The 19,534-nt window shown below is 42.3% G+C and carries 16 protein-coding genes; 8 read left to right on the top strand and 8 right to left on the bottom strand.

Going from position 1 to position 19,534, the window contains the following annotated elements; translation table 11 throughout:
* Positions 1-84 precede the first annotated feature (84 nt).
* Positions 85-1,779 (top strand): membrane-bound lytic murein transglycosylase MltF, encoded by a 1,695-nt coding sequence (gene mltF, locus AC2VOY_RS10100; protein ID WP_491831217.1) that lies wholly within the window; start codon positions 85-87, stop codon positions 1,777-1,779.
* A gap of 631 nt (positions 1,780-2,410) precedes the next feature.
* On the opposite strand, the gene AC2VOY_RS10095 is transcribed toward mltF, so the two are convergent.
* The 5 genes from AC2VOY_RS10095 to grpE form a co-directional block, all read right to left on the bottom strand.
* Positions 2,411-3,400, bottom strand: a complete 990-nt coding sequence (locus AC2VOY_RS10095) for a YbgA family protein (RefSeq protein ID WP_491831216.1) — start codon at positions 3,398-3,400, stop codon at positions 2,411-2,413.
* Positions 3,401-3,433: 33 nt separating this feature from the next.
* Positions 3,434-4,009 (bottom strand): tRNA adenosine(34) deaminase TadA, encoded by a 576-nt coding sequence (gene tadA / locus AC2VOY_RS10090; protein WP_491831215.1) that lies wholly within the window; start codon positions 4,007-4,009, stop codon positions 3,434-3,436.
* A gap of 127 nt (positions 4,010-4,136) precedes the next feature.
* Complete coding sequence (gene dnaJ, locus AC2VOY_RS10085) at positions 4,137-5,282, bottom strand: molecular chaperone DnaJ (RefSeq protein WP_491831214.1); 1,146 nt, start codon at positions 5,280-5,282, stop codon at positions 4,137-4,139.
* Between the two features lie 216 nt (positions 5,283-5,498).
* Positions 5,499-7,418 (bottom strand): molecular chaperone DnaK, encoded by a 1,920-nt coding sequence (gene dnaK, locus AC2VOY_RS10080; RefSeq protein ID WP_491831213.1) that lies wholly within the window; start codon positions 7,416-7,418, stop codon positions 5,499-5,501.
* Between the two features lie 378 nt (positions 7,419-7,796).
* Positions 7,797-8,429: a nucleotide exchange factor GrpE gene (gene grpE, locus AC2VOY_RS10075; protein WP_491831212.1), complete on the bottom strand. Its 633-nt coding sequence runs from the start codon at positions 8,427-8,429 to the stop codon at positions 7,797-7,799.
* Between the two features lie 223 nt (positions 8,430-8,652).
* On the opposite strand from grpE, the gene nadK reads away from it, so the two are divergent.
* From nadK to AC2VOY_RS10060, 3 genes are read left to right on the top strand one after another with little or no spacing between them, the layout of a single operon-like run.
* The gene (gene nadK / locus AC2VOY_RS10070) at positions 8,653-9,537 is read left to right on the top strand and encodes an NAD(+) kinase (protein ID WP_491831211.1); all 885 of its coding nucleotides are present in this window, start codon (positions 8,653-8,655) and stop codon (positions 9,535-9,537) included.
* A 16-nt stretch (positions 9,538-9,553) separates the two neighbouring features.
* On the top strand, positions 9,554-9,877 hold the full coding sequence (locus tag AC2VOY_RS10065; RefSeq protein ID WP_491831210.1) for a hypothetical protein: 324 nt from the start codon (positions 9,554-9,556) through the stop codon (positions 9,875-9,877).
* A 7-nt stretch (positions 9,878-9,884) separates the two neighbouring features.
* A complete protein-coding gene (locus AC2VOY_RS10060; RefSeq protein ID WP_491833075.1) occupies positions 9,885-10,334 on the top strand; it encodes a YaiI/YqxD family protein in 450 nt (149 codons plus the stop codon).
* A gap of 47 nt (positions 10,335-10,381) precedes the next feature.
* Here AC2VOY_RS10060 and AC2VOY_RS10055 read toward each other — a convergent pair whose 3' ends face one another.
* Both AC2VOY_RS10055 and syd read right to left on the bottom strand, forming a co-directional pair.
* Positions 10,382-11,164, bottom strand: coding sequence for a Zn-ribbon-containing protein (locus AC2VOY_RS10055; RefSeq protein ID WP_491831209.1), 783 nt, complete (start codon positions 11,162-11,164; stop codon positions 10,382-10,384).
* Between the two features lie 58 nt (positions 11,165-11,222).
* Positions 11,223-11,768 carry a SecY-interacting protein gene (gene syd / locus AC2VOY_RS10050; protein WP_491833074.1) on the bottom strand — a complete coding sequence of 182 codons (546 nt, stop codon included), beginning with the start codon at positions 11,766-11,768 and terminating at the stop codon, positions 11,223-11,225.
* 108 nt (positions 11,769-11,876) lie between these two features.
* On the opposite strand from syd, the gene queF reads away from it, so the two are divergent.
* The 4 genes from queF to xni all read left to right on the top strand — a co-directional run bounded on the left by queF (position 11,877) and on the right by xni (position 17,674).
* Positions 11,877-12,782 carry an NADPH-dependent 7-cyano-7-deazaguanine reductase QueF gene (gene queF, locus AC2VOY_RS10045; protein WP_491831208.1) on the top strand — a complete coding sequence of 302 codons (906 nt, stop codon included), beginning with the start codon at positions 11,877-11,879 and terminating at the stop codon, positions 12,780-12,782.
* A 15-nt stretch (positions 12,783-12,797) separates the two neighbouring features.
* The gene (locus AC2VOY_RS10040) at positions 12,798-15,146 is read left to right on the top strand and encodes a tetratricopeptide repeat protein (protein WP_491831207.1); all 2,349 of its coding nucleotides are present in this window, start codon (positions 12,798-12,800) and stop codon (positions 15,144-15,146) included.
* Positions 15,147-15,372: 226 nt separating this feature from the next.
* A complete protein-coding gene (ppnN, locus tag AC2VOY_RS10035; protein WP_491831205.1) occupies positions 15,373-16,728 on the top strand; it encodes a nucleotide 5'-monophosphate nucleosidase PpnN in 1,356 nt (451 codons plus the stop codon).
* Positions 16,729-16,876: 148 nt separating this feature from the next.
* Complete coding sequence (gene xni, locus AC2VOY_RS10030; protein WP_491831204.1) at positions 16,877-17,674, top strand: flap endonuclease Xni; 798 nt, start codon at positions 16,877-16,879, stop codon at positions 17,672-17,674.
* Between the two features lie 12 nt (positions 17,675-17,686).
* On the opposite strand, the gene AC2VOY_RS10025 is transcribed toward xni, so the two are convergent.
* Entirely contained in the window at positions 17,687-19,459 is a 1,773-nt protein-coding gene (locus tag AC2VOY_RS10025) for a sodium:solute symporter family transporter (RefSeq protein ID WP_491831202.1), read from the bottom strand.
* Positions 19,460-19,534 lie beyond the last annotated feature (75 nt).

The raw sequence follows: 19,534 nt of genomic DNA, 5'->3' as shown, positions 1-19,534 counted from the left end.
ATTCATTTGGGTATTTCGCATTCAGCTTTGGCTAGAAAACAAACAAATACGCCTTCACATCCACACTTTTATTTTGAAACTTTTATGCTCAAAACTATTCATTTAAAATCTATTCTTCATGCTTTGTGTATTCTTTGCGCCAGTGTTTTTTTAACTGCTTGTCAAATTGAATCCGACACAAAAAGTGAGTTAGCACAAATCAAAGAGCGTGGCGTCTTGCGTGTGGGGACGATCAACAACCAACTCTCTTACTTTATTGGCCCAAATGGCCCGACAGGCTTAGATTATGAACTCGCCAAACGTTTTGCGGATGAACTTGGGGTGAAACTTGAAATCAAGCCCTCTTATCAAGTCACGGGGTTATTTCCTGCGCTTGAGCGTAATGAAGTAGATTTAATTGCTGCAGGGCTTACCCATACCGATGAGCGCTTGAAAGATTTTCGCGCCGGCCCTGCGTATTATTATGTCAGCCAGCAGCTAGTATATAAAAAAGGCAATTATCGCCCACGAAATTTAAAGCAGCTGGTAACTGAAATCAAAGATAAAAATAAAAGTTTTAAAATCGTCGAATCAGAACACTTTATTCAAACCTTAAATCAAATCAAGCAAGACAACCCAGATCTCACTTGGGAGCTGACGAAAAATGGCGATGCCTCTACCCTTTTACAACAAGTTGAAGAAGGCAGCTTAGATTTTACCTTGGTTGACTCTGTTGACCTTGCACTGGCTCAGCGCTTGCATCCAAATTTAAACAAAGCCTTAGAATTATCTGAAGATCAAAGCGTGTCTTGGTTTATTCGCCAAGAACAAGATGAAAGCTTATATGCCTTAATGATTGAGTTTTTTGGCGATTTAAGCCAATCAGGTGAGCTTGCCAAGCTTGAAGAAAAATATTTTGGCCATATTCAAAGCTTTGATTATGTCGACACCCGCGCATTTATTCGCTCACTTGAGTCGAAATTGCCTAAATATCAAAAGCTTTTCCAAAAGTACTCAAAAGATTTTGATTGGCGCTTAATTGCCGCCCTGTCTTATCAAGAATCACATTGGAACCCATATGCAACCTCCCCAACTGGCGTGCGTGGGATGATGATGCTGACCCTACCGACTGCGCAAAGCGTGAATGTAAAAGACAGACTTAACCCAAGAGAGTCGATTCGTGGCGGCGTGGAATATTTAGATAAGATTGTTGAGCGTGTGCCAGATTCGATTCCAAAACATGAGAAAATTTGGTTTGCGCTCGCCTCTTATAATATCGGCTTTGGTCATATGATGGATGCGCGTCGCTTAACCGAAAGCCAAGGTGGCGATCCTAACTCATGGACGGATGTCAAAGAGCGCCTACCAATGCTTGAGCAGTCGCGTTACTTTAAACAGTTGCGTTATGGCTATGCGCGTGGACGCGAAGCGCAAAGCTATGTAGAAAACATTCGCCGCTACTATCAAAGTATCTTGGCTTATTTAGATGAAAACCCAGCACAAGAAGTAGAAGACACAGATGAAGACTTCCAAGTGATCGATCAAATCTTGCCTGAGTTAGAACAAACTGATGAAGTGGAGGCTGCGCCTTTGCAATCAGATGACGCATCAAAAGCAAGTACCTCTGAACCAAGTGAAGCTAGCGCTGAAGCGGCAAAAGCTAAATCAGAAGCTGAAGCAGAAGAAAAGCCAAGTGCGCCAACGGATGCAAACACCTCAAGCGATGCGAAAACTTCTGATTCTGATGCAAAAGCCGAAGAAAAATCATCAATGGATAAAAAAAGTACAACTCAAAAATAAACTTGCTACATTTCCCTAACATTTAGTAAGATAATTAATAAAAAAGCAGCATTTAAGGTAAGTTTATCTTAAAGCTGCTTTTTTTATATGAAGACAAAATCTATCCCCCATATACTGGTCGATAGACGTGATCGCATATACATTTTTTTAGGATTTCTTGTTTTTTTTCAAAAAAAGCCAAATTAAGACTAGATCTTCTTTTAAAAAGGAGTATATATAATGGAGTAATAGGGTGTTTGAAGGATTAATCACCTAGGTTTTGACAGGTTTTTAAATTGTAATGAAATTAGATTTAAACTGTCACACTCCAAATCTAAAATAAATTTGTGGGTTTTTATCCCACTTAAAAAAGGAGAACTAGCTATGCTAAAGAAAAAACGTTCTTCTATTAAGTTAAAAACAACTGCGCAAAGAAAGCGCCGTTTACTCAACAATAAAAAGAAAATCTTGTGGCGTCATCGCTCATTTGTAGCCGCGCTATAAGCTTTAGTTTCCACTTAATTGACTTAACTTAATTGAAGTAAAAAGAGATGATGTCTATCATCTAACCTACTGGCAAACATAAAAATGATTCATTCATAAATATGTTTGCCAAAATACCCCTCTTATTTATCCCGCATCTTTATCTCATTTATAAGTATCTTAATTTTAAATCTTTAGGATATGGCGCTAAATAAAGCTGAGAGCTTAAATACTCATCTGGATATTCTTTTAAATAATGTTCGATTAAAGTTAGCGGCACTAACAGCGGCACCAAACCTTGACGAAAATCTTCAATATGCTGACTTAATTCTTGCTTTTGAGCTTTGGTTAAAAACTTCTTAAAATAGCCCTGTAAGTGCATTAATGTGTTCACATGGCTTCTATGGGTTGCAACATGCTTCAGACCTGTCATCAGCTGGGCAAAATACGCTTGCGCTACTTGCTCTAAATCCTCTGACATATCCCCTAAAATTTGCCCTGTTTTCTTATAACTTGGGATATGATGACTCATCAACAAATACTTACGCTGACTATGAAAATTAATTAAGCCTTGCTTGGTCAAGCCTTGGGCTTTCAGCGCTTGAAACGCTTGATAGGTAAAAATGCGGATCACAAAGTTCTCACGCAAAGCGGGATCAGACAAACGCCCACTTTCTTCACAAGGCAGGTAAGGATTTAAGCGCATGATTTGCGCAGCAAACAGCCCCACACCATTGGACTCAGAGCTTTTACCATCTGCCGCATACACTTTCACTCGCTCCATGCCACAGCTCGGACTCTTTTGACAAAAGATAAAACCGGATAACTCAGTCGCTGCTTGAGTAGCTATTTTGATCCCATAATCGGTCAGCTTTTCGGTGACATCCAAGTCCCCATCAGGGCGCGAGACATGGATTTTATCAGGGTGAGCAATTTGGCGAATGCTTGGTCTTGGGATCGGCAAGCCCACAGCCACTTCCGGGCAAAAATGTTGATAGGTGACATAATTTGCTAGCTCATCCATACAAAATGACGAGCGTTTATGGCCCTTATCAAAACGGACATTCTCCCCTGCAAGGCACGCACTAATGCCAATTTTAAGTGCAGGTTTAAGATCAGACTTTTCGTCTTCAAAATGGGTTAACGTATCACCTTGCATACTCACTCCTTGTATCGTCAATATCATGACGCACTATTCTAATTGTTTTGTCTGTTGTTCTAATTCTTTCGTCTGTAGATCTAATGCTTTCTTTTGTTGCTCTAATTGCTGCGCCGCTTGCTTAGCTTGTTTTTTTTGCTTACGGCGCATTTTAAAGAAATTTTGAATCTGGGCTTTGCACTCGCTTTCAAGTAAGCCGCCTTCAATTTTTGCATAATGAAAAGCGAGCTCGCTTGTAAATAAATTCAACACACTGCCACAGGCGCCAGCTTTTGGATCAAAAGCACCAAATACAATACGCTCGACTCTGGCATGTAATAAAGCGCCGGCGCACATCGCGCAAGGCTCCAGTGTGACATATAAAGTTGTGCCCGTTAACCTGTAGTTTTCTAAGGTTTTTCCTGCTTTTTGAATGGTTTCGATTTCAGCATGCCCGCAGGCATTATGCTCTGTAATCGAAACATTGAACCCTTCACAAATCAGCTCACCATCTTTCACTAAAACTGCGCCGACAGGGACTTCACCGCGTTCTTGGGCTTTGTCTGCCGCTTTGATCGCAAGGCGCATAAAGGCTTCATCTTGTGGGCTAAACTGTGTTTCTTGGGTCATTTTTTATCTTCAATCTTAGTTATTTCAATGATTTTAAGTATATATGTTATCACAAACAAAAAAGCCAGCTGAAAGATTCAACTGGCTTTATATCTTGCTCAATGCTATAAGCTCGCTTGTTAGCGTTTTATTTCTTTAAATCTTCAAAGAAAGTCTTCACGCCATCAAAGAAACCCTTTGATTTTGGCTTGTGCTTATTGCCTGCTTCGCCGCCAAACGACTCTTCAAGTTGACGCAATAAGTCTTTTTGCTCAGTGCTTAAGTGTACAGGCGTTTCAATAACAAGCTTGCAGATTAGATCACCCACAGCGCCGCCACGCACAGATTTCACGCCCTTGCCACGCATTCTAAACATACGTCCAGTTTGTGTGCCTTCAGGAACTTTCAAGCTGACGCGTCCATCAAGAGTAGGAACTTCGACTTCACCACCAAGCGCCGCTTGAGTAAAGCTTACCGGCACTTCGCAATGTAAGTTGCTGCCTTCGCGTTCAAAAATTGGGTGTGGACGAATATGCATTTCAACATATAGATCACCTGCTGGCGCGCCACGTTCTCCGGCTTCACCTTCACCCGTTAGACGAATGCGATCGCCTGTATCAACACCGGCTGGGATCTTAACGTTAAGGGTTTTATTTTTCTGATGACGCCCTTCACCATGACAAGTGCCACATGGGTTTTCAATGATCTTGCCTTTACCGCTACAAGTTGGACAGGTTTGCTGCACCGCAAAGAAACCTTGGCGCATCTGCACTTGGCCTTGGCCGTGACAGGTCGTACAAGTTTTGCTTGATGAGCCTTTCTTCGCGCCAGTTCCTTCACAGGTATCACAACTTGCCAGCACAGGGATGCGAATTTCTTTCTCACAACCGCCAACCGCTTCTTCTAGGCTAAGTTCCATGTTATAGCGTAAATCGCTACCACGTTGCGCGCGTGCACCACCGCCGCCACGACGACCGCCGCCACCAAAGATATCGCCGAACATGTCACCAAACATGTCCTCGAAACCACCGCCGCCGCCACCGAAGCCGCCGCCACCGCCCATGCCACCTTGTTCAAAGGCTGCGTGACCGTATTGATCGTAAGCTTGGCGTTTTTGCGCGTCAGTTAAGATTTCGTGCGCTTCTTTTGCTTCTTTAAATTTTTCCGCTGCATCAGGATCAGGGTTGCGATCTGGATGATATTTCATCGCTAGACGCTTATATGCTTTTTTAATCTCGCGCTCTTGAGCATCACGGCTAACGCCTAAGACTTCATAAAGATCACGTTTTGACATGTTTTACCACCAATTATTTGCTTTAACAAACAAGTCCATTTTAGGTTATACAGCACTTAGATATTCTGATAACAACTTGTTTCTTGTATCTTTCTAGATAATCGTTCTAGTAAAAATAATTATCTAGAAGGACAGATCAAAAATTGCGGGCAAGAGTTGCCCCAAGCCCGCAGATTCATTTACCAACAAGTTTTCACCTGCTAGTTTTCAAACGACTTATTTTTTGTCGTCTTCTTTAACTTCTTCGAACTCAGCGTCAACAACGTCATCGTCTTGTTTTGCGCCTTGCTCACCAGAAGCCGCGCCAGCTTGCTCTGCTTGAGCTTTTTGCTGTGCGATTTCCATTAGTTTTTGAGAAGCAGTTGCTAGCTCTTGAACTTTGGCATCGATTTCTTCTTTGTTGTCACCAGATTTAGCTGTTTCTAGTGCAGCAATTGCTTTTTCGATGTTTTCTTTGTCTTCAGCTGGAAGTGCATCACCTGCTTCTTCCATTTGCTTACGCGTACCGTGGATAAGTTGATCCGCAGTGTTGCGCGCTGTAACTAGCTCTTCGAACTTCTTATCAGCTTCTTTGTTTGCTTCTGCTTCTTGAACCATTTTTTCGATTTCTTCATCGCTTAGGCCGCCAGAAGCTTGGATAGTGATTTTTTGCTCTTTACCTGTGTTCTTGTCTTTCGCAGACACATTCAAGATACCATCCGCATCCAAATCAAATGTTACTTCGATTTGAGGCATACCGCGTGGCGCAGGTTGAATACCTTCTAGGTTAAATTGACCTAGAGACTTGTTATAAGTCGCTTGCTTACGCTCACCTTGCAGTACGTGAATCGTTACTGCGCTTTGGTTATCTTCAGCTGTTGAGAACGTTTGATTCGCTTTTGTTGGAATCGTTGTGTTTTTCTCAATCAGTTTAGTCATCACGCCGCCCATGGTTTCGATACCAAATGATAGCGGAGTCACGTCAAGAAGAAGAACGTCTTTCACGTCACCAGCAAGTACGCCACCTTGAACCGCTGCGCCCATTGCTACAGCTTCATCAGGGTTCACGTCTTTACGTGCTTCTTTACCAAAGAATTCAGCAACTTTCGCTTGAACCATTGGCATACGTGTTTGACCACCAACTAGGATAACGTCAGTGATTTCATCAACTGAAAGATCAGCATCAGCCAGTGCAACTTTTAGCGGCTCAAGTGAACGTTGAACTAGATCTTCAACTAAAGACTCAAGTTTCGCACGCGTTACTTTTACGTTCATGTGTTTAGGACCTGTTGCATCCGCAGTCACATAAGGTAAGTTCACGTCAGTTTGTTGCGCTGAAGAAAGCTCGATTTTCGCTTTTTCTGCTGCTTCTTTTACACGTTGCATAGCAAGTGGATCAGATTTTAGATCAATGCCTTGCTCTTTTTTGAATTCAGCTACTAAGTAGTTGATTAGACGGTTATCAAAGTCTTCACCACCTAGGTGAGTGTCACCGTTAGTCGCTAGAACTTCGAATGTTTTTTCGCCTTCAACTTCATCAATTTCGATGATAGAGATATCAAATGTACCACCACCAAGGTCATAAACTGCGATAGTGCGGTCGCCGCCTTTTTTATCCAAACCGTAAGCTAGCGCTGCTGCTGTTGGTTCGTTGATGATACGTTTCACTTCAAGACCAGCAATACGACCAGCATCTTTAGTTGCTTGACGTTGTGCATCGTTAAAGTATGCAGGAACTGTGATAACTGCGCCTGTTACTTTCTCACCAAGATAGTCTTCTGCAGTTTTTTTCATTTTTTTCAAAACTTCAGCAGAAACTTGTGGCGCAGCCATTTTTTGGCCTTTTGCTTCAACCCAAGCATCACCGTTGTCAGCTTTCACAATTTTGAAAGGCATGATTTCGATGTCGCGTTGAACTTCTTCATCTTCAAAACGACGACCAATAAGACGCTTGATCGCAAATAAAGTGTTTTCAGGGTTGGTCACTGCTTGGCGTTTTGCAGGTTGACCAACTAGTGTTTCACCGTCTGTGTATGCGATGACAGATGCTGTTGTGCGCTCGCCTTCTGCGTTTTCGATAACGCGTGGCTTGTCGCCGTCAAGTACTGCAACACATGAGTTAGTTGTACCTAAATCAATACCAATGATTTTACCCATTTGAGATTCTCCAAAGAAGTTCGTTATTCAATTTTTGCCTTCCCCTTTAATTGGGGTATTTCGATTAGGTTTCAAGCCTAATTGATGCAAATTCTGTATTTTATTTACGTGGTGTTATCAACACTTACCTATCTATTCAATCATCATCTGGTAAGTGAATAACCTTATGCTCCATAGATAAGGGCGTTTATTTGCTTTTCAAGGGAGAAATTTATTTTTTTTCAAAAAAACCTCAAAAATAGCCCTATCTGTACAAAATATTCGCAAATTCCCCCCTTTCAAGAGAAAGGTTATAAATAACAGGCAATAAAAAAGAGCACACCCGAAAGTCTGCCCTTTTGTTTTAACGCAGTTAGATCGCCAAGGATGACGAGTATGTTATTTAGCAACCATCACCATAGCCGGACGGATCACACGACCATTAAGCTCATAACCTTTTTGCATCACAAGCATCACTGTGTTTGATTCGTGATCTGGGCTTTCTTGCATGCCCATTGCTTGGTGGAATTCTGGATTAAAGACTTCACCTTCTGGGTTAATTTCTTTTAAGCCAAACTTCTCAACCGTTGTCAGCATGGCTTTGTGCGTCATTTCTACGCCTTCAAGTAGAGGTTTAACCACTTCGTTTTCAGCGTCAGCTGCACCAATTGCACGCTCAAGGTTATCAATCACTGGTAAAAGTTCTTCAGCAAACTTATTTAACGCGTATTTGCGCGCTTTTTCAATTTCTTGCTCGCTACGGCGACGCATGTTTTCAACATCTGCGCGGGCACGCAATACAGCTTCTTTTTGCTCAGCAAGTTGGTTTTCACTTGCTTGAAGCGCAGCTAGAAGTGCATTTTCTTGCGAGTTTTCTTCTACGCTTTCTTGCGCTGCATCATCTTCTGAAACAAATTCGTCACCTAGGTCAGCTTCACCGCCAATAATTTGTGCGTCATCAGTTTGAGCTTGCATTTGCTCTTGCTCAACTGCTTCATTTTGCTCTGGGGTGTCTTTTTGTTCGCGTGTCATGGTTTCTCCAAGATATATTTAAATCAAGCTTTTCTCTTTATTCTTAAAGTATAAACTTTATCCACTAAAGGTAGAAAAACCTGCCTTTTCATCAATGATCGAGTCTGCATCAGTGAAAGTTACCTAAAACTGATACACATCATAATAGCTTTAGGTATATTATGGGGATAGAAGTGGTCAATTCAAGCCCTAAACTCATCATTTTTCACAACAAGGAAAATCTATGCAGTCTTGTTTTCCGATTATCGGTATTCTGGGAAAACCTAGAAATCTAAAGGCGATTCAAACTCATCTTGAGCTTTACCATTGGCTCACCGATAAATCTCATCAGGTTATCCTTGATCAAAGACTGGAAGAGTTGCTTCCTGAATTAGATAAAAGCTGCTTTGCGCCGATCGAAGAAATAGGCAAAACAGCCAACCTTGCGATTGTCGTCGGCGGTGATGGTAATATGCTTGGCGCAGCCAGAACCTTATCTCAATACCCGATTGCTGTGATTGGTATGAACCGTGGCAACTTAGGCTTTTTAACCGACTTAAGTCCAGATGACTATCAAGAGCCGCTTAGCCAAGTTTTAAATGGTGAATACCAAGAAGAAGAAAGGTTCTTACTTGAAGCACAAATCATGCGTGATGGGAATGTGAAAAGTCGTAATAGTGCATTAAATGAAGTGGTGCTGCACCCTAATAAAATCGCGCATATGATTGAATTTGAAGTTTATATTGATGAAAAATTCGCATTTTCGCAGCGCTCAGATGGCTTGATTATCGCCACCCCTACCGGCTCAACGGCATATTCACTCTCAGGCGGTGGCCCGATTTTATCACCAAGTTTAAATACCATCTCGCTGGTACCTATGTTTCCACACACGCTTTCAAGCCGACCGCTTGTGGTTGATGGGGATCGTAAACTACGTCTAAAAGTTTCGCCAAACACCCGCGGCACTCAAGAAGTCAGCTGTGATGGGCAAATTTCGCTGCCGGTATCCCCGCATGACGATATTCACATTTATCAAAGCCCACATAGTTTGCGTCTCATTCATCCAAAGGACTATAGTTATTATAATGTGTTGCGCCAGAAACTAGGCTGGTCAAGTAAGTTATTTTAGGGAGAGAAAATTACATATGCAGACCCAAGACATCACCCAAACATTAAGCCAAATTTTTGAAGATTTAACGGCTGAAGGCAAGAAGCCGACCACAGCTTTGGTCAAATCGCGCTTGCCTTTTGCTGTGCCTATGCCTGCCATTATTACCGCGTTAAAAACTTGGCAAAAGCAAAGCCATGTGCCGAAAGTTGAAATAGCTACGCCAGCTGCGCCAAAAGATACCCATGAGCACATCCAAGCGCTCCAGCTGCAACTTGATGAGGCGCTAAAAAACCTCGCCCTAGCAGACGAAAAAATCGCTCAACTGGATCAAAGGATCACACAACTTGAATCAAAGTAATTTTACCATTTGGGTCGACGCCGATGCCTGCCCAAAACCTATGCGTGAGATGATTATCCGCGCCGCCGAGCGCACTAAGATAAAAACTGTATTTGTTGCCAACCATCCATTGCCTTTACCTAAGCGTGAGATGATCTCACAAATACAAGTCAGTGCTGGCTTTGATGTTGCGGATCACGAAATTGTAAAACGTGTTCAGGCGAAAGATTTAGTCATCACTCAAGATATTCCACTTGCGGATGAGCTCTTAACTAAAGGCGCGCAAGCGCTAAGCCCTAGAGGGGAGTTATTTACTAAGGAAAACATAAAGTCGCGTTTAAACATTCGTGACTTTATGGAAACCATGCGCGCAAGTGGGGTTCAAACTGGCGGCCCAAATGCCTTATCCGAGGCAGATAAACGCCAGTTTGCAGGTCATTTTGATCGGATTTTAAGTCAGGCTTTGCGCGGTTTATAACAAATGCGGCTGATAACAAATATTGTTATTTCGCCAAGTTTTATGACTTATTTCAAATGATCCCATGAGATGTTCGAGACTAAGCGGCAATCATCGCACTTAAAATGAAACATCTCATGTGCGGGTTCATCAAGCAGCCAATCACCGCCACAGCGTGGGCATTTGCGCGCTTTTTCTGCCACAAGGCTCTCACCGCCAACGCGATATAAATAATAATATGTCGGCACCTTAGTCACATATTCCAATCGCCCACGTAAATCCCACCCGCGGCGGAACAAGTCACTGTTAATATCAGTAATTTCACGCAGCGCAGCGTGCTCAGCTTTGCAGCCGCCAGCCATTTGCAATTCATCACAGGCTTGCCACTCAGTTTGCCACTTTATTAATGACTTGTGATCGCCATTTAAGGTTGGCGGATTGCGGTATAAAGGGATCGGCATAAAGTTATCCCCATCACGCAGCGGTGAGCAGTTATGCACATAAGTGGTATATAAAATCTGCCAACTTGGCGCTATGTCGGACTGCGGAGCTGTGTATTCTGAGTTCATATCTTGCCCTAAAAGACGTATCTTAGGCGCCAAGACATAAGCATCGGATAATTCTTGCCAACGCTTTTTCACATAGTTGGAGTGATTTTTCGGATGTAGGCTATCTTGCTCAGGACAAATGGCGCGCAGGCGAAAACTTGCCTCGCCCATAATGACCGGAAACTCACGGCCTAAAATTTGCCCGTTAAAACGTAGCGCTTCAACCAACGCGTTGATTGCTTTTTCTACTGCGTTAATCGTGGTGTTATCAAAACATTCAAAATCTAATTCGACTAAATACACTTATTGCTCACTTGCTTCATTTTATTTATTTGGTGTCTGGCTAAAGCTTAGACGCGGTTTAAACGTCAACCTCACAAGCACTTAAAAAGCTTTCTAAATCTTCACTGAGCACGTCAATTTTATCCGTGCCTAAACGCTCAAGCAGCACATTGCCCGTAATGTTACAAATAGAAATCACGTCCGTATCACTATCCAGCGCCCCAATAAAGACGGTTGGTTTAAGCTTTAAACGTTTTTGCGTCACCAAGTGGCCTAAAATATTTTCTTGCAGACGCTCAAAGTCATCTGCGCTCCATGCTTGCAGCAATACAAAGGGTTTGCCTTGCCACAAAAGGTTAAGATCGGCGCTATATTGGCTACCATAAAAAAGGTGAATATCCGAATGAATGGCAATTTCAATCCCCTTTTCAACGCCTTCGAGCTGTTTCACTTGTTCATGGGGAACGGCTTGCCAAAGTTTGTCACCATTTTCAGATGTCACTAAACAAGGCGATTCAATTTCAGCAAGTTCACCTGCAGGTGGCAGGCTTTGGTGTTTTTCTTGCCAAGCATTTATATATTTTTTAGTTAAATCAATAAGACACATACTAATTGGATTGTTCATTTCAAACTCACTTGGCAAATAATTTTTAGGCATTCCAACCGCTCAATGATGACAGCAGCGGATGGATTGAGTAACATGCGCCTATTCTAATCGATATTGATGTTAAATATGACTACTTCTTGCGAAAAAAAAACAGATATACAAAATCCCCAAACCAACAAGATTGACAGCCATTATGCCAAAGCAGAAGCTTTAAAAGAGCTGACTTTAGGTAAAAGCACAAGCTATACCGATGTCTATGATCCAAGCTTACTGCAAGCGGTGTCGCGTCAGCTTAATCGTGATGAGCTCGGTTTATCGGCTCAGCAGTTGCCGTTTTTCGGTTGTGATATTTGGACTATGTATGAAATATCTTGGCTCAATATCAACGGCTTACCTCAAGTTGCAATCGGTTATGTCAGTTTACCTGTGACGAGCGCAAATTTAATTGAGTCTAAATCATTTAAGCTTTATTTAAATAGTTTAAATCAATCTAAATTTACCAGTTGGGATGCCGTCAAACGCCACCTTGAGCGTGACTTATCTGAGTGCGCGGGCGCTGCAGTCGAAGTACACTTATATAAGCTGAATAAATTTAATCAAGCTAGCATTGATACGATGCAAGGCACTTGTATTGATGAGCAAGATATTATTATTCAAAGCTACGACTTTAAGCCTGAGTATTTAAAAAATAGTACGAGCGATGAAGTGGTAGAAGAAAGCCTGCATTCACACCTTTTAAAATCAAACTGTTTGATCACCAGCCAGCCAGATTGGGGCAGTGTCGAAATCATTTACAAAGGCAACAAAATCTCACACGAAGCGCTATTACGTTACTTAGTGTCATTTCGTAATCATAACGAATTTCATGAACAATGCGTGGAACGTATTTACTGTGATATTATGAAGTATTGCCAGCCTGAAAAGCTTACTGTGTATGCACGTTATACGCGTCGTGGTGGTTTAGATATCAACCCCTATCGTTCAAGCGAAGAGACCTTACCAGAGCATTTCACGCGCCTTGCAAGACAGTAATCAACAGGAAGCAAGATGAAAATGAATCTATATATAAATCAAAAGTATAACAAGCTGCTTAGTGCTTTTTGTTGTCTTATTTTGACGTTTTTATACTTGCTTCCAATGCCAAGTTTTGCGCTTGGCGTGTACTCCTCACCTGAGCTTAATACAGCTGAAAACATGCTCGAGATTGATCCTAATGTATCACTTGAAGCGAGCAAAGATTTTTTGCAAAAGCGTAAGTTTGTCGATCAAAACACTGCAGAATCTAACATCAAACGCGATACGACTGAATCGAGTAGTCGCTCACCTGCAAGCACTGTACATGCCTTGCAAGTCATGGCTCGTGCATATAATAAACTCGATTTAACCTCGCTCGCATTGGCAACCGTTGAACGCGCTGAAAAAATAGCTATTGATTACAAGCTCACGTATTTAAGTATTCAAAATGACTTAATTCGTTCAGAGATTTTATGGCATCAAAATCCGTCTGCGCAACAAATTATCTTTATTTTAAATAATACCGAAAAGCGTTTAGAAGCCAATGATGCTAAATCACCACTGGCTGTGAATGAGTTAAAAACCAAGTTATATTTATTGAATGCGAAAGTCTTTGCCTCAAACAACGAGTACCAGCTTGCGCTCCAAGCTTATGAAAATGCCAAAGAAGTTCTATCTAACTTACCTGATACTCAGCTCAAAATACGCTACCACTTAGGCCTAGGTAATTTCTATTTATCGCAAAAAGATTACGATAATGCCTTAACCCAACTTTTAACCAGCTATTGGATGTCGGTGGAAAGTGGTGATAGCTTTTTACTCGCAAAAACGAATTATACCCTTGCCAACCTATTTTATACGCGCAAAGTGTTAGATAAATCCCTTGAACATATTAATGAAGCAGCAGACTTTTATAAGAAATACCCAGAATCTAAACAGCTGATTAGAACAATTTCTTTAATTGCAGATATTTATTATCAGCAAGGTCGTTATAATTTGGCTTTAGCGCATTATTTAAACATTCTAGATAATACAAAAAACCGTACCGATGTGGATAATGTCAATTTATGGCTTAATATTGCTAAATCTTATTTAAGTATCAACTCCCCACATCAAGCGCAATTATATTTAAAGATGGCCAAGCCAATTTTAGATGCTAGCCTAGATTCAAACATCAAAGCTAAATTTGAAATATTAAACGCCGCCCTTGCGATGCAAGAAAAAGAATATAACCCAGCGATTAATTACGCATTAAGAGCGGTGAACCTTGCAAGTAATCAAGACACAAATGAAATTAAGCTAACTGGCTATTTGATTCTATCGAAAGCCTATGAAGCACTTAATCGTACCCAAGATTCCTTGAAAGCGTTGAAGCTTTACCAATCACTTTTTGCCGATCGCACAGCGAAGTTTAATGCGGTCAATGAAGATATCTTTAAGCAGCAAAAAAACATTATTGAGCAGTCGCTTCACTACACTACACTTGAGCGAAAATTATCCCTTGCTGAGCAAAATACGATTAAATATCAACGAGTCAGTATCTTTGGATTTGTGCTTACTTGCCTACTTTTATTAATGCTTATTCGACGCATTTATAATAACAAAAACACCCATAATGAACTTGAGAAGCAAACTCAGGAGCTTTACACTCACCCACGCACCAAGCTGCAAAACCTGCGTATGCTCAATGCAAAGCTGCCCAGTTCTTTAGAGCAAAGCAGCAAGGTACTAGAGCAGTGGCGCTTAGGTGAAATCATTGAAGAGCCGTTAACCGATCGCCTCCACTTTGTGATGTTCTCGATTCCCAACTTGACCAAGTATTATCTCAGTCAAGGATATCATTCTGGGCTTGAGTTGGAGCAAGCCTTGGGCGAGCATTTAAAATCGCAAGTGCAAGAACCGGGAAGAATTTATCATTTCTCCGACACTTTATTTTTATATATCACGCCGCAAGACTATCCCAAACGCGGCCCAGAAGAGATTTTTGCCCAAGTCCAATCTTGGCTCAAGCCCTTCCCTGAGCTTTCTTCTAACTTAGCCGTTGGAATGGCTGAATATCCTTTTGTATCAAAATCCTATAATGCATTAAGCGCAGAAGATTTACTTGATATTTTGCTTAGTACGGTTGGCCTGCATCCCAATATATGGCAAGCCCTTGACTGCCCAAGTAAGCCAAAATGCTCGCAAAACTGGATTGAGATCTACACAATTAATAATGCCCCTGCTGCAAGCTTTGCCAGCGATAGTATTCGTCATGCGTGCTTACGCTCACTTAACCAAGGCTTAATCAAAATACGCTCCTCTTACCCTGATGATGATTTAGTGCGTCAGCTTTATATCCAGCAGCTCAGCCTAGCCAGCTTATCTAATTCTGGTAGCTAACACTTTTAGAAACCCCGTGAGCGATCGCATTGCTTCACTTGCCTTTGATAAGAAGAGGTTATGAGCTCTCAGTTTATTGATTTGACTTAATAATTCACTAGATATATTTGATGAAGCAGAGTAGGGTTAAAGTCATCACTTAGTGATGTAAATCAGTCGCGACAGCTTTCAAGGCGCAACTGATAACATCCTAAGGGCAGATATAAATAAGAAGGAGCTAGCCTTTATGATGACTCAAATCAGCCCAACAGGGGCAATGGATTTGCTTTCTCAAGTAGAAGTTACCAAACTTGAAAAAGCGGCAACAAGTGATATTTACCAACTTTATCGCAACTGTAGCCTTGCTGTGCTCAACTCAGGCAGCCACACAGATAATAGTGAAGAACTGCTCAGCCAATATGAAAGCTTTGAGGTCGAAGTACTGCGTCGTGAACGTGGGATTAAGCTTGAACTAATTGATCCACCTGAGCATGCGTTTGTCGATGGTGTGATTATTCGAGGCATTCAAGATCACCTCTTCTCTGTGCTACGTGATATTGTCTTCACCCATATTCAGTTCTCTGAAATTCAGCCGTGGAAACTCCATGATCCTACGCAAATCACCAATGTTGTATTTGGGATTTTACGTAATGCGCGCGCGCTGCACTCTGGCTGTGAGCCTAACTTAATCGTCTGCTGGGGCGGCCACTCAATTAATCCGATTGAATATCAATATACCCGTGAAGTGGGCAGTGAACTTGGCCTACGCGAAATGAATATTTGCACAGGTTGTGGCCCTGGCGCAATGGAAGGCCCAATGAAAGGCGCGGCGGTTGGACATGCCAAGCAGCGTTATAAAAACCCGCGTTATATTGGTTTAACCGAGCCATCTATCATTGCTGCCGAGCCGCCAAACCCAATTGTGAATGAGCTCATCATTATGCCGGACATTGAAAAGCGTCTGGAAGGCTTTGTGCGTATGGGGCATGGGATCATCATCTTCCCTGGCGGCCCGGGCACAGCGGAAGAGCTTTTATATATTCTTGGCATTTTAATGCATCCAGAGAATAAAGATCAGCCGATGCCTGTGGTCTTAACCGGTCCAAAAGAAAGTGAAGATTATTTCAGATCGCTCGATCAGTTCATCCATGACACACTAGGCCCAGATGCACAAAAGCATTATCAGATTGTAATAGATGATCCAGCCAAAGCTGCCCGAATCATGAAAGATGCGCTGCCTAAAATTCGCGAACACCGCAAAGAAATTGGCGATGCGTATAGCTATAACTGGTCACTGCATATTGATCCAAGCTTCCAAGAACCTTTTGCGCCAACCCACGAGTCCATGGCTGCGCTTGATTTGCATCTCGATCAAGCTCCTGAAAAGCTCGCGGCCAATTTACGCCGAGCATTCTCTGGGATTGTAGCGGGTAACGTCAAAGCTGAAGGCATTCGCGAGATCAAGAAAAAAGGCCCGTTTATCATTGATGGTGACCCTGTCTTGATGGAAAAAATGGATACCCTACTCAATGATTTTGTTGAGCAGCAGCGGATGAAATTGCCAGGCTCTGAATATGTGCCTTGCTATCGAGTCAAGCGCTAAACATCTCTAAAACTAACGACCTCTAAAACTAAACAACGGCTGGTTTCGACTGGCCGTTTTTGTTTAGTATTCAATGAAGTTTTGTTAAGATAAGCCTGTTTTATTTCCCACTTAACTTATTATTTTCCACTCAACTGAAAGGATGCTTATGTCTGCTCACCTTGTGATCATTGATGCTTTAAACTTGATTCGTCGTATTCATAGTGCGCAGCCCGATCCAAGTGATATCCAGCGAACCATCCAAACTAGCCAACGAACTTTAGATCGGATTATTGCAGAAGCAAACCCAACCCATATGGTCGCCGTGTTTGATCATCATGAAACAGGCAATCTTGCTAAGCAAAATCGTGGTTGGCGCAGTGAGTTACTGCCTGAATATAAGCAAGATCGTAAACCTATGCCAGACCCCTTGGCACAAGGCTTAGATAGCATTCAAGAAGCTTGGTGGCAAAGCTATCAGCTCGATTCGGTATTAAGTGAAGGCGATGAAGCGGATGATTTGATTGCAACCTTGGCCGAGAAAGTCACCGCGGCGCAAAGTAAAGCGACCATTATCTCAACCGATAAAGGCTACTGCCAACTCTTGCAACCTAACCTCTTTATCCGCGATTATTTTCAGCACCGCTGGCTAGATTTTGAGTTTGTCAGTAATGAGTTTCATGTGCGCCCGGATCAACTCACCGATTATTGGGGCATTGCTGGGATTTCATCGAGCAAGATCCCGGGGATTCCAGGCCTTGGACCAAAAGCTGCGCAAGAGATCTTAAATCTCTATCCAAATATTGAAGCAGCCAATGCCGATCCTGAGCTTTTACCTAAATATCGTAAAAAGTTTGATGCACATTTTGAAAGCGCCCAAATCTGCAAAAAAATCGCTCGCCTAGATACCCAAATGCAATTAGGCTTTAATCTCAAAGACTTAAGGTTTAGCCCAACTGCCTCTTGATCTGCAAGCATATTATTTTGTGTCTTGGCTGATGACGCTCTCAACTGCCACCTGCTTTGCGCCTACTTTACTGTGATAAAGCATAAAGCCTGCAGCGATAATAATGACGCCTATGACGGCAAAAATAAGCTTATGCATACCGGTTTCAAAAACTAGCCCAACAAGAATAATCAAACCGCCAAGCACTTGGGATAATCGACCTAAATACATGCCTTGGCGCTTATCTACCCAAGCTTCTTCCTCACTCGAGATATTCGTTGCCAAGTTATAATAAAGCTGCTGCAACTCTTTTGCGCGCGCTCCTTGCGGCGGTTTATAAAAGAACTTGGTCGCGACAAAAAAGCCACCTGTGATCACTATATGCGCAATCACCATCGCAGCCACAGTGAGGTCTACTGACTCACGGTGAGTGAAGGATGTGGCATCAAAGAGCGGCAATAACCAGTTCACTTCAAACACAAATTGCATAAAACAAGACACCACAAGGCCGACGATTAAAGTCGCCCACGCAGCCCAATCTGGCGTTTTTAGAATGACTAAGGCAAGCAAAGATGGGATCACCAAAGGCATTTGCAATAAAGCGCCAAACAGCATCATTAAGTCAAAAAAGCTATATTCTTTAATCGAAGCAAAAATAAGCGCCGCGGCAACTGAAATCACCCCATTAAATAAGGTAGAGATCTTACTCATGCGCATTTGCTGCGCCTCGGTCGCATCTGGGCGGATCACAGATTGATAGACATTGCGGACAAAGATCCCTGCGTTGCGATTTAGCGCGGTTGTCATTGGCGAAATAGTTGCTGCTATCATGGCTGCGAGCACTAAGCCTAAGATCCCTTTTGGCATATAATATTGAATAAAGAAAAGATACGCTGCGTTATTGGCACTAGCACCAAGATTTGGATAGTAGGTGCTTAAATCTATATGCATGGTTGCAGCGACCCAAGGCGGGATAAACCACATTACAGGACCAATCACAAATAAAAGCCCTGCCACCCAAGCCGCTTTACGTGCTTCTTTTTCATTAACTGTGACCAAGAAACGATAACAAGACATCGCATTATTGGTTCCCATCACTTGCTTAGCCGTAATGATCACCACCCAGATCACGAAAATTTGCCAGTAGTTTACGCCAGTGCCCATCACGGATGGAATTTCTGATTGTTCGATTAAAGCCGTTGGGCCACCAATATAAATCAGAGCATAAGCGCCCACAGTGAGGGTTATTGCCATCAAGAGCACAAGTTGGATCACATTGGTCGCAGAAACCGTCCATGCCCCGCCACTGACAGAAATAAAAGTCACCAAAGCGCCAACAAATAAAATCGTAATATAAAGATCGATATTAAAAATAGCCGCGACAAAAATAGCTAATCCATTGAGCCAAATCGCAGCAGAAATAGTTGTGATCGGAAATTGGAGCCAAGTAAAGATTTGCTCAGAGGTTTTACCATAACGCTGACGAATTACCTCCATCGCAGTTTCAACTCTAAGTTTACGATAACGTGAAGCAAAGTATGCTGCGGCGACAAAAAAACCAAGCGCATTACCCCAAAATAAAAATAATACGGCTAAGCCATCTTCATAAGCTTTGGCCGCCGCGCCAGTAAAAGTCCAAGCTGAAAATTGCGTCATAAACGCGGTAGCGCCAGCCATCCACCACATCATGGCGCCGCCACCACGAATAAAGCCAGATGAATTTTGCGTAAAACCTTTGAATACGATTGCTGCAATAATGATGAAAATAAAGTAACCAATGATAATGCCTATATCTAGGGAACTCATGCGAAGCCTCATTGTAAATATCAAGCAAAGGAAGGGATGTATTAAAATAATACAATTATACAAAATGAAACAATA

Source organism: Vibrio sp. KMM 9700, from assembly GCF_058545285.1.
This window is presented reverse-complemented; position numbering and strand designations above follow the sequence as displayed.

Bases quoted from the DNA above. Each gene is read 5' to 3' on its own strand.
- mltF (WP_491831217.1), top strand. From the start codon at position 85: ATGCTCAAAACTATTCATTTAAAATCTATTCTTCATGCTTTGTGTATT.
- AC2VOY_RS10095 (WP_491831216.1), bottom strand. From the start codon at position 3,400: ATGCAAGGTGATACGTTAACCCATTTTGAAGACGAAAAGTCTGATCTT.
- tadA (WP_491831215.1), bottom strand. From the start codon at position 4,009: ATGACCCAAGAAACACAGTTTAGCCCACAAGATGAAGCCTTTATGCGC.
- dnaJ (WP_491831214.1), bottom strand. From the start codon at position 5,282: ATGTCAAAACGTGATCTTTATGAAGTCTTAGGCGTTAGCCGTGATGCT.
- dnaK (WP_491831213.1), bottom strand. From the start codon at position 7,418: ATGGGTAAAATCATTGGTATTGATTTAGGTACAACTAACTCATGTGTT.
- grpE (WP_491831212.1), bottom strand. From the start codon at position 8,429: ATGACACGCGAACAAAAAGACACCCCAGAGCAAAATGAAGCAGTTGAG.
- nadK (WP_491831211.1), top strand. From the start codon at position 8,653: ATGCAGTCTTGTTTTCCGATTATCGGTATTCTGGGAAAACCTAGAAAT.
- AC2VOY_RS10065 (WP_491831210.1), top strand. From the start codon at position 9,554: ATGCAGACCCAAGACATCACCCAAACATTAAGCCAAATTTTTGAAGAT.
- syd (WP_491833074.1), bottom strand. From the start codon at position 11,768: ATGAACAATCCAATTAGTATGTGTCTTATTGATTTAACTAAAAAATAT.
- queF (WP_491831208.1), top strand. From the start codon at position 11,877: ATGACTACTTCTTGCGAAAAAAAAACAGATATACAAAATCCCCAAACC.
- AC2VOY_RS10040 (WP_491831207.1), top strand. From the start codon at position 12,798: ATGAAAATGAATCTATATATAAATCAAAAGTATAACAAGCTGCTTAGT.
- ppnN (WP_491831205.1), top strand. From the start codon at position 15,373: ATGATGACTCAAATCAGCCCAACAGGGGCAATGGATTTGCTTTCTCAA.
- xni (WP_491831204.1), top strand. From the start codon at position 16,877: ATGTCTGCTCACCTTGTGATCATTGATGCTTTAAACTTGATTCGTCGT.
- AC2VOY_RS10025 (WP_491831202.1), bottom strand. From the start codon at position 19,459: ATGAGTTCCCTAGATATAGGCATTATCATTGGTTACTTTATTTTCATC.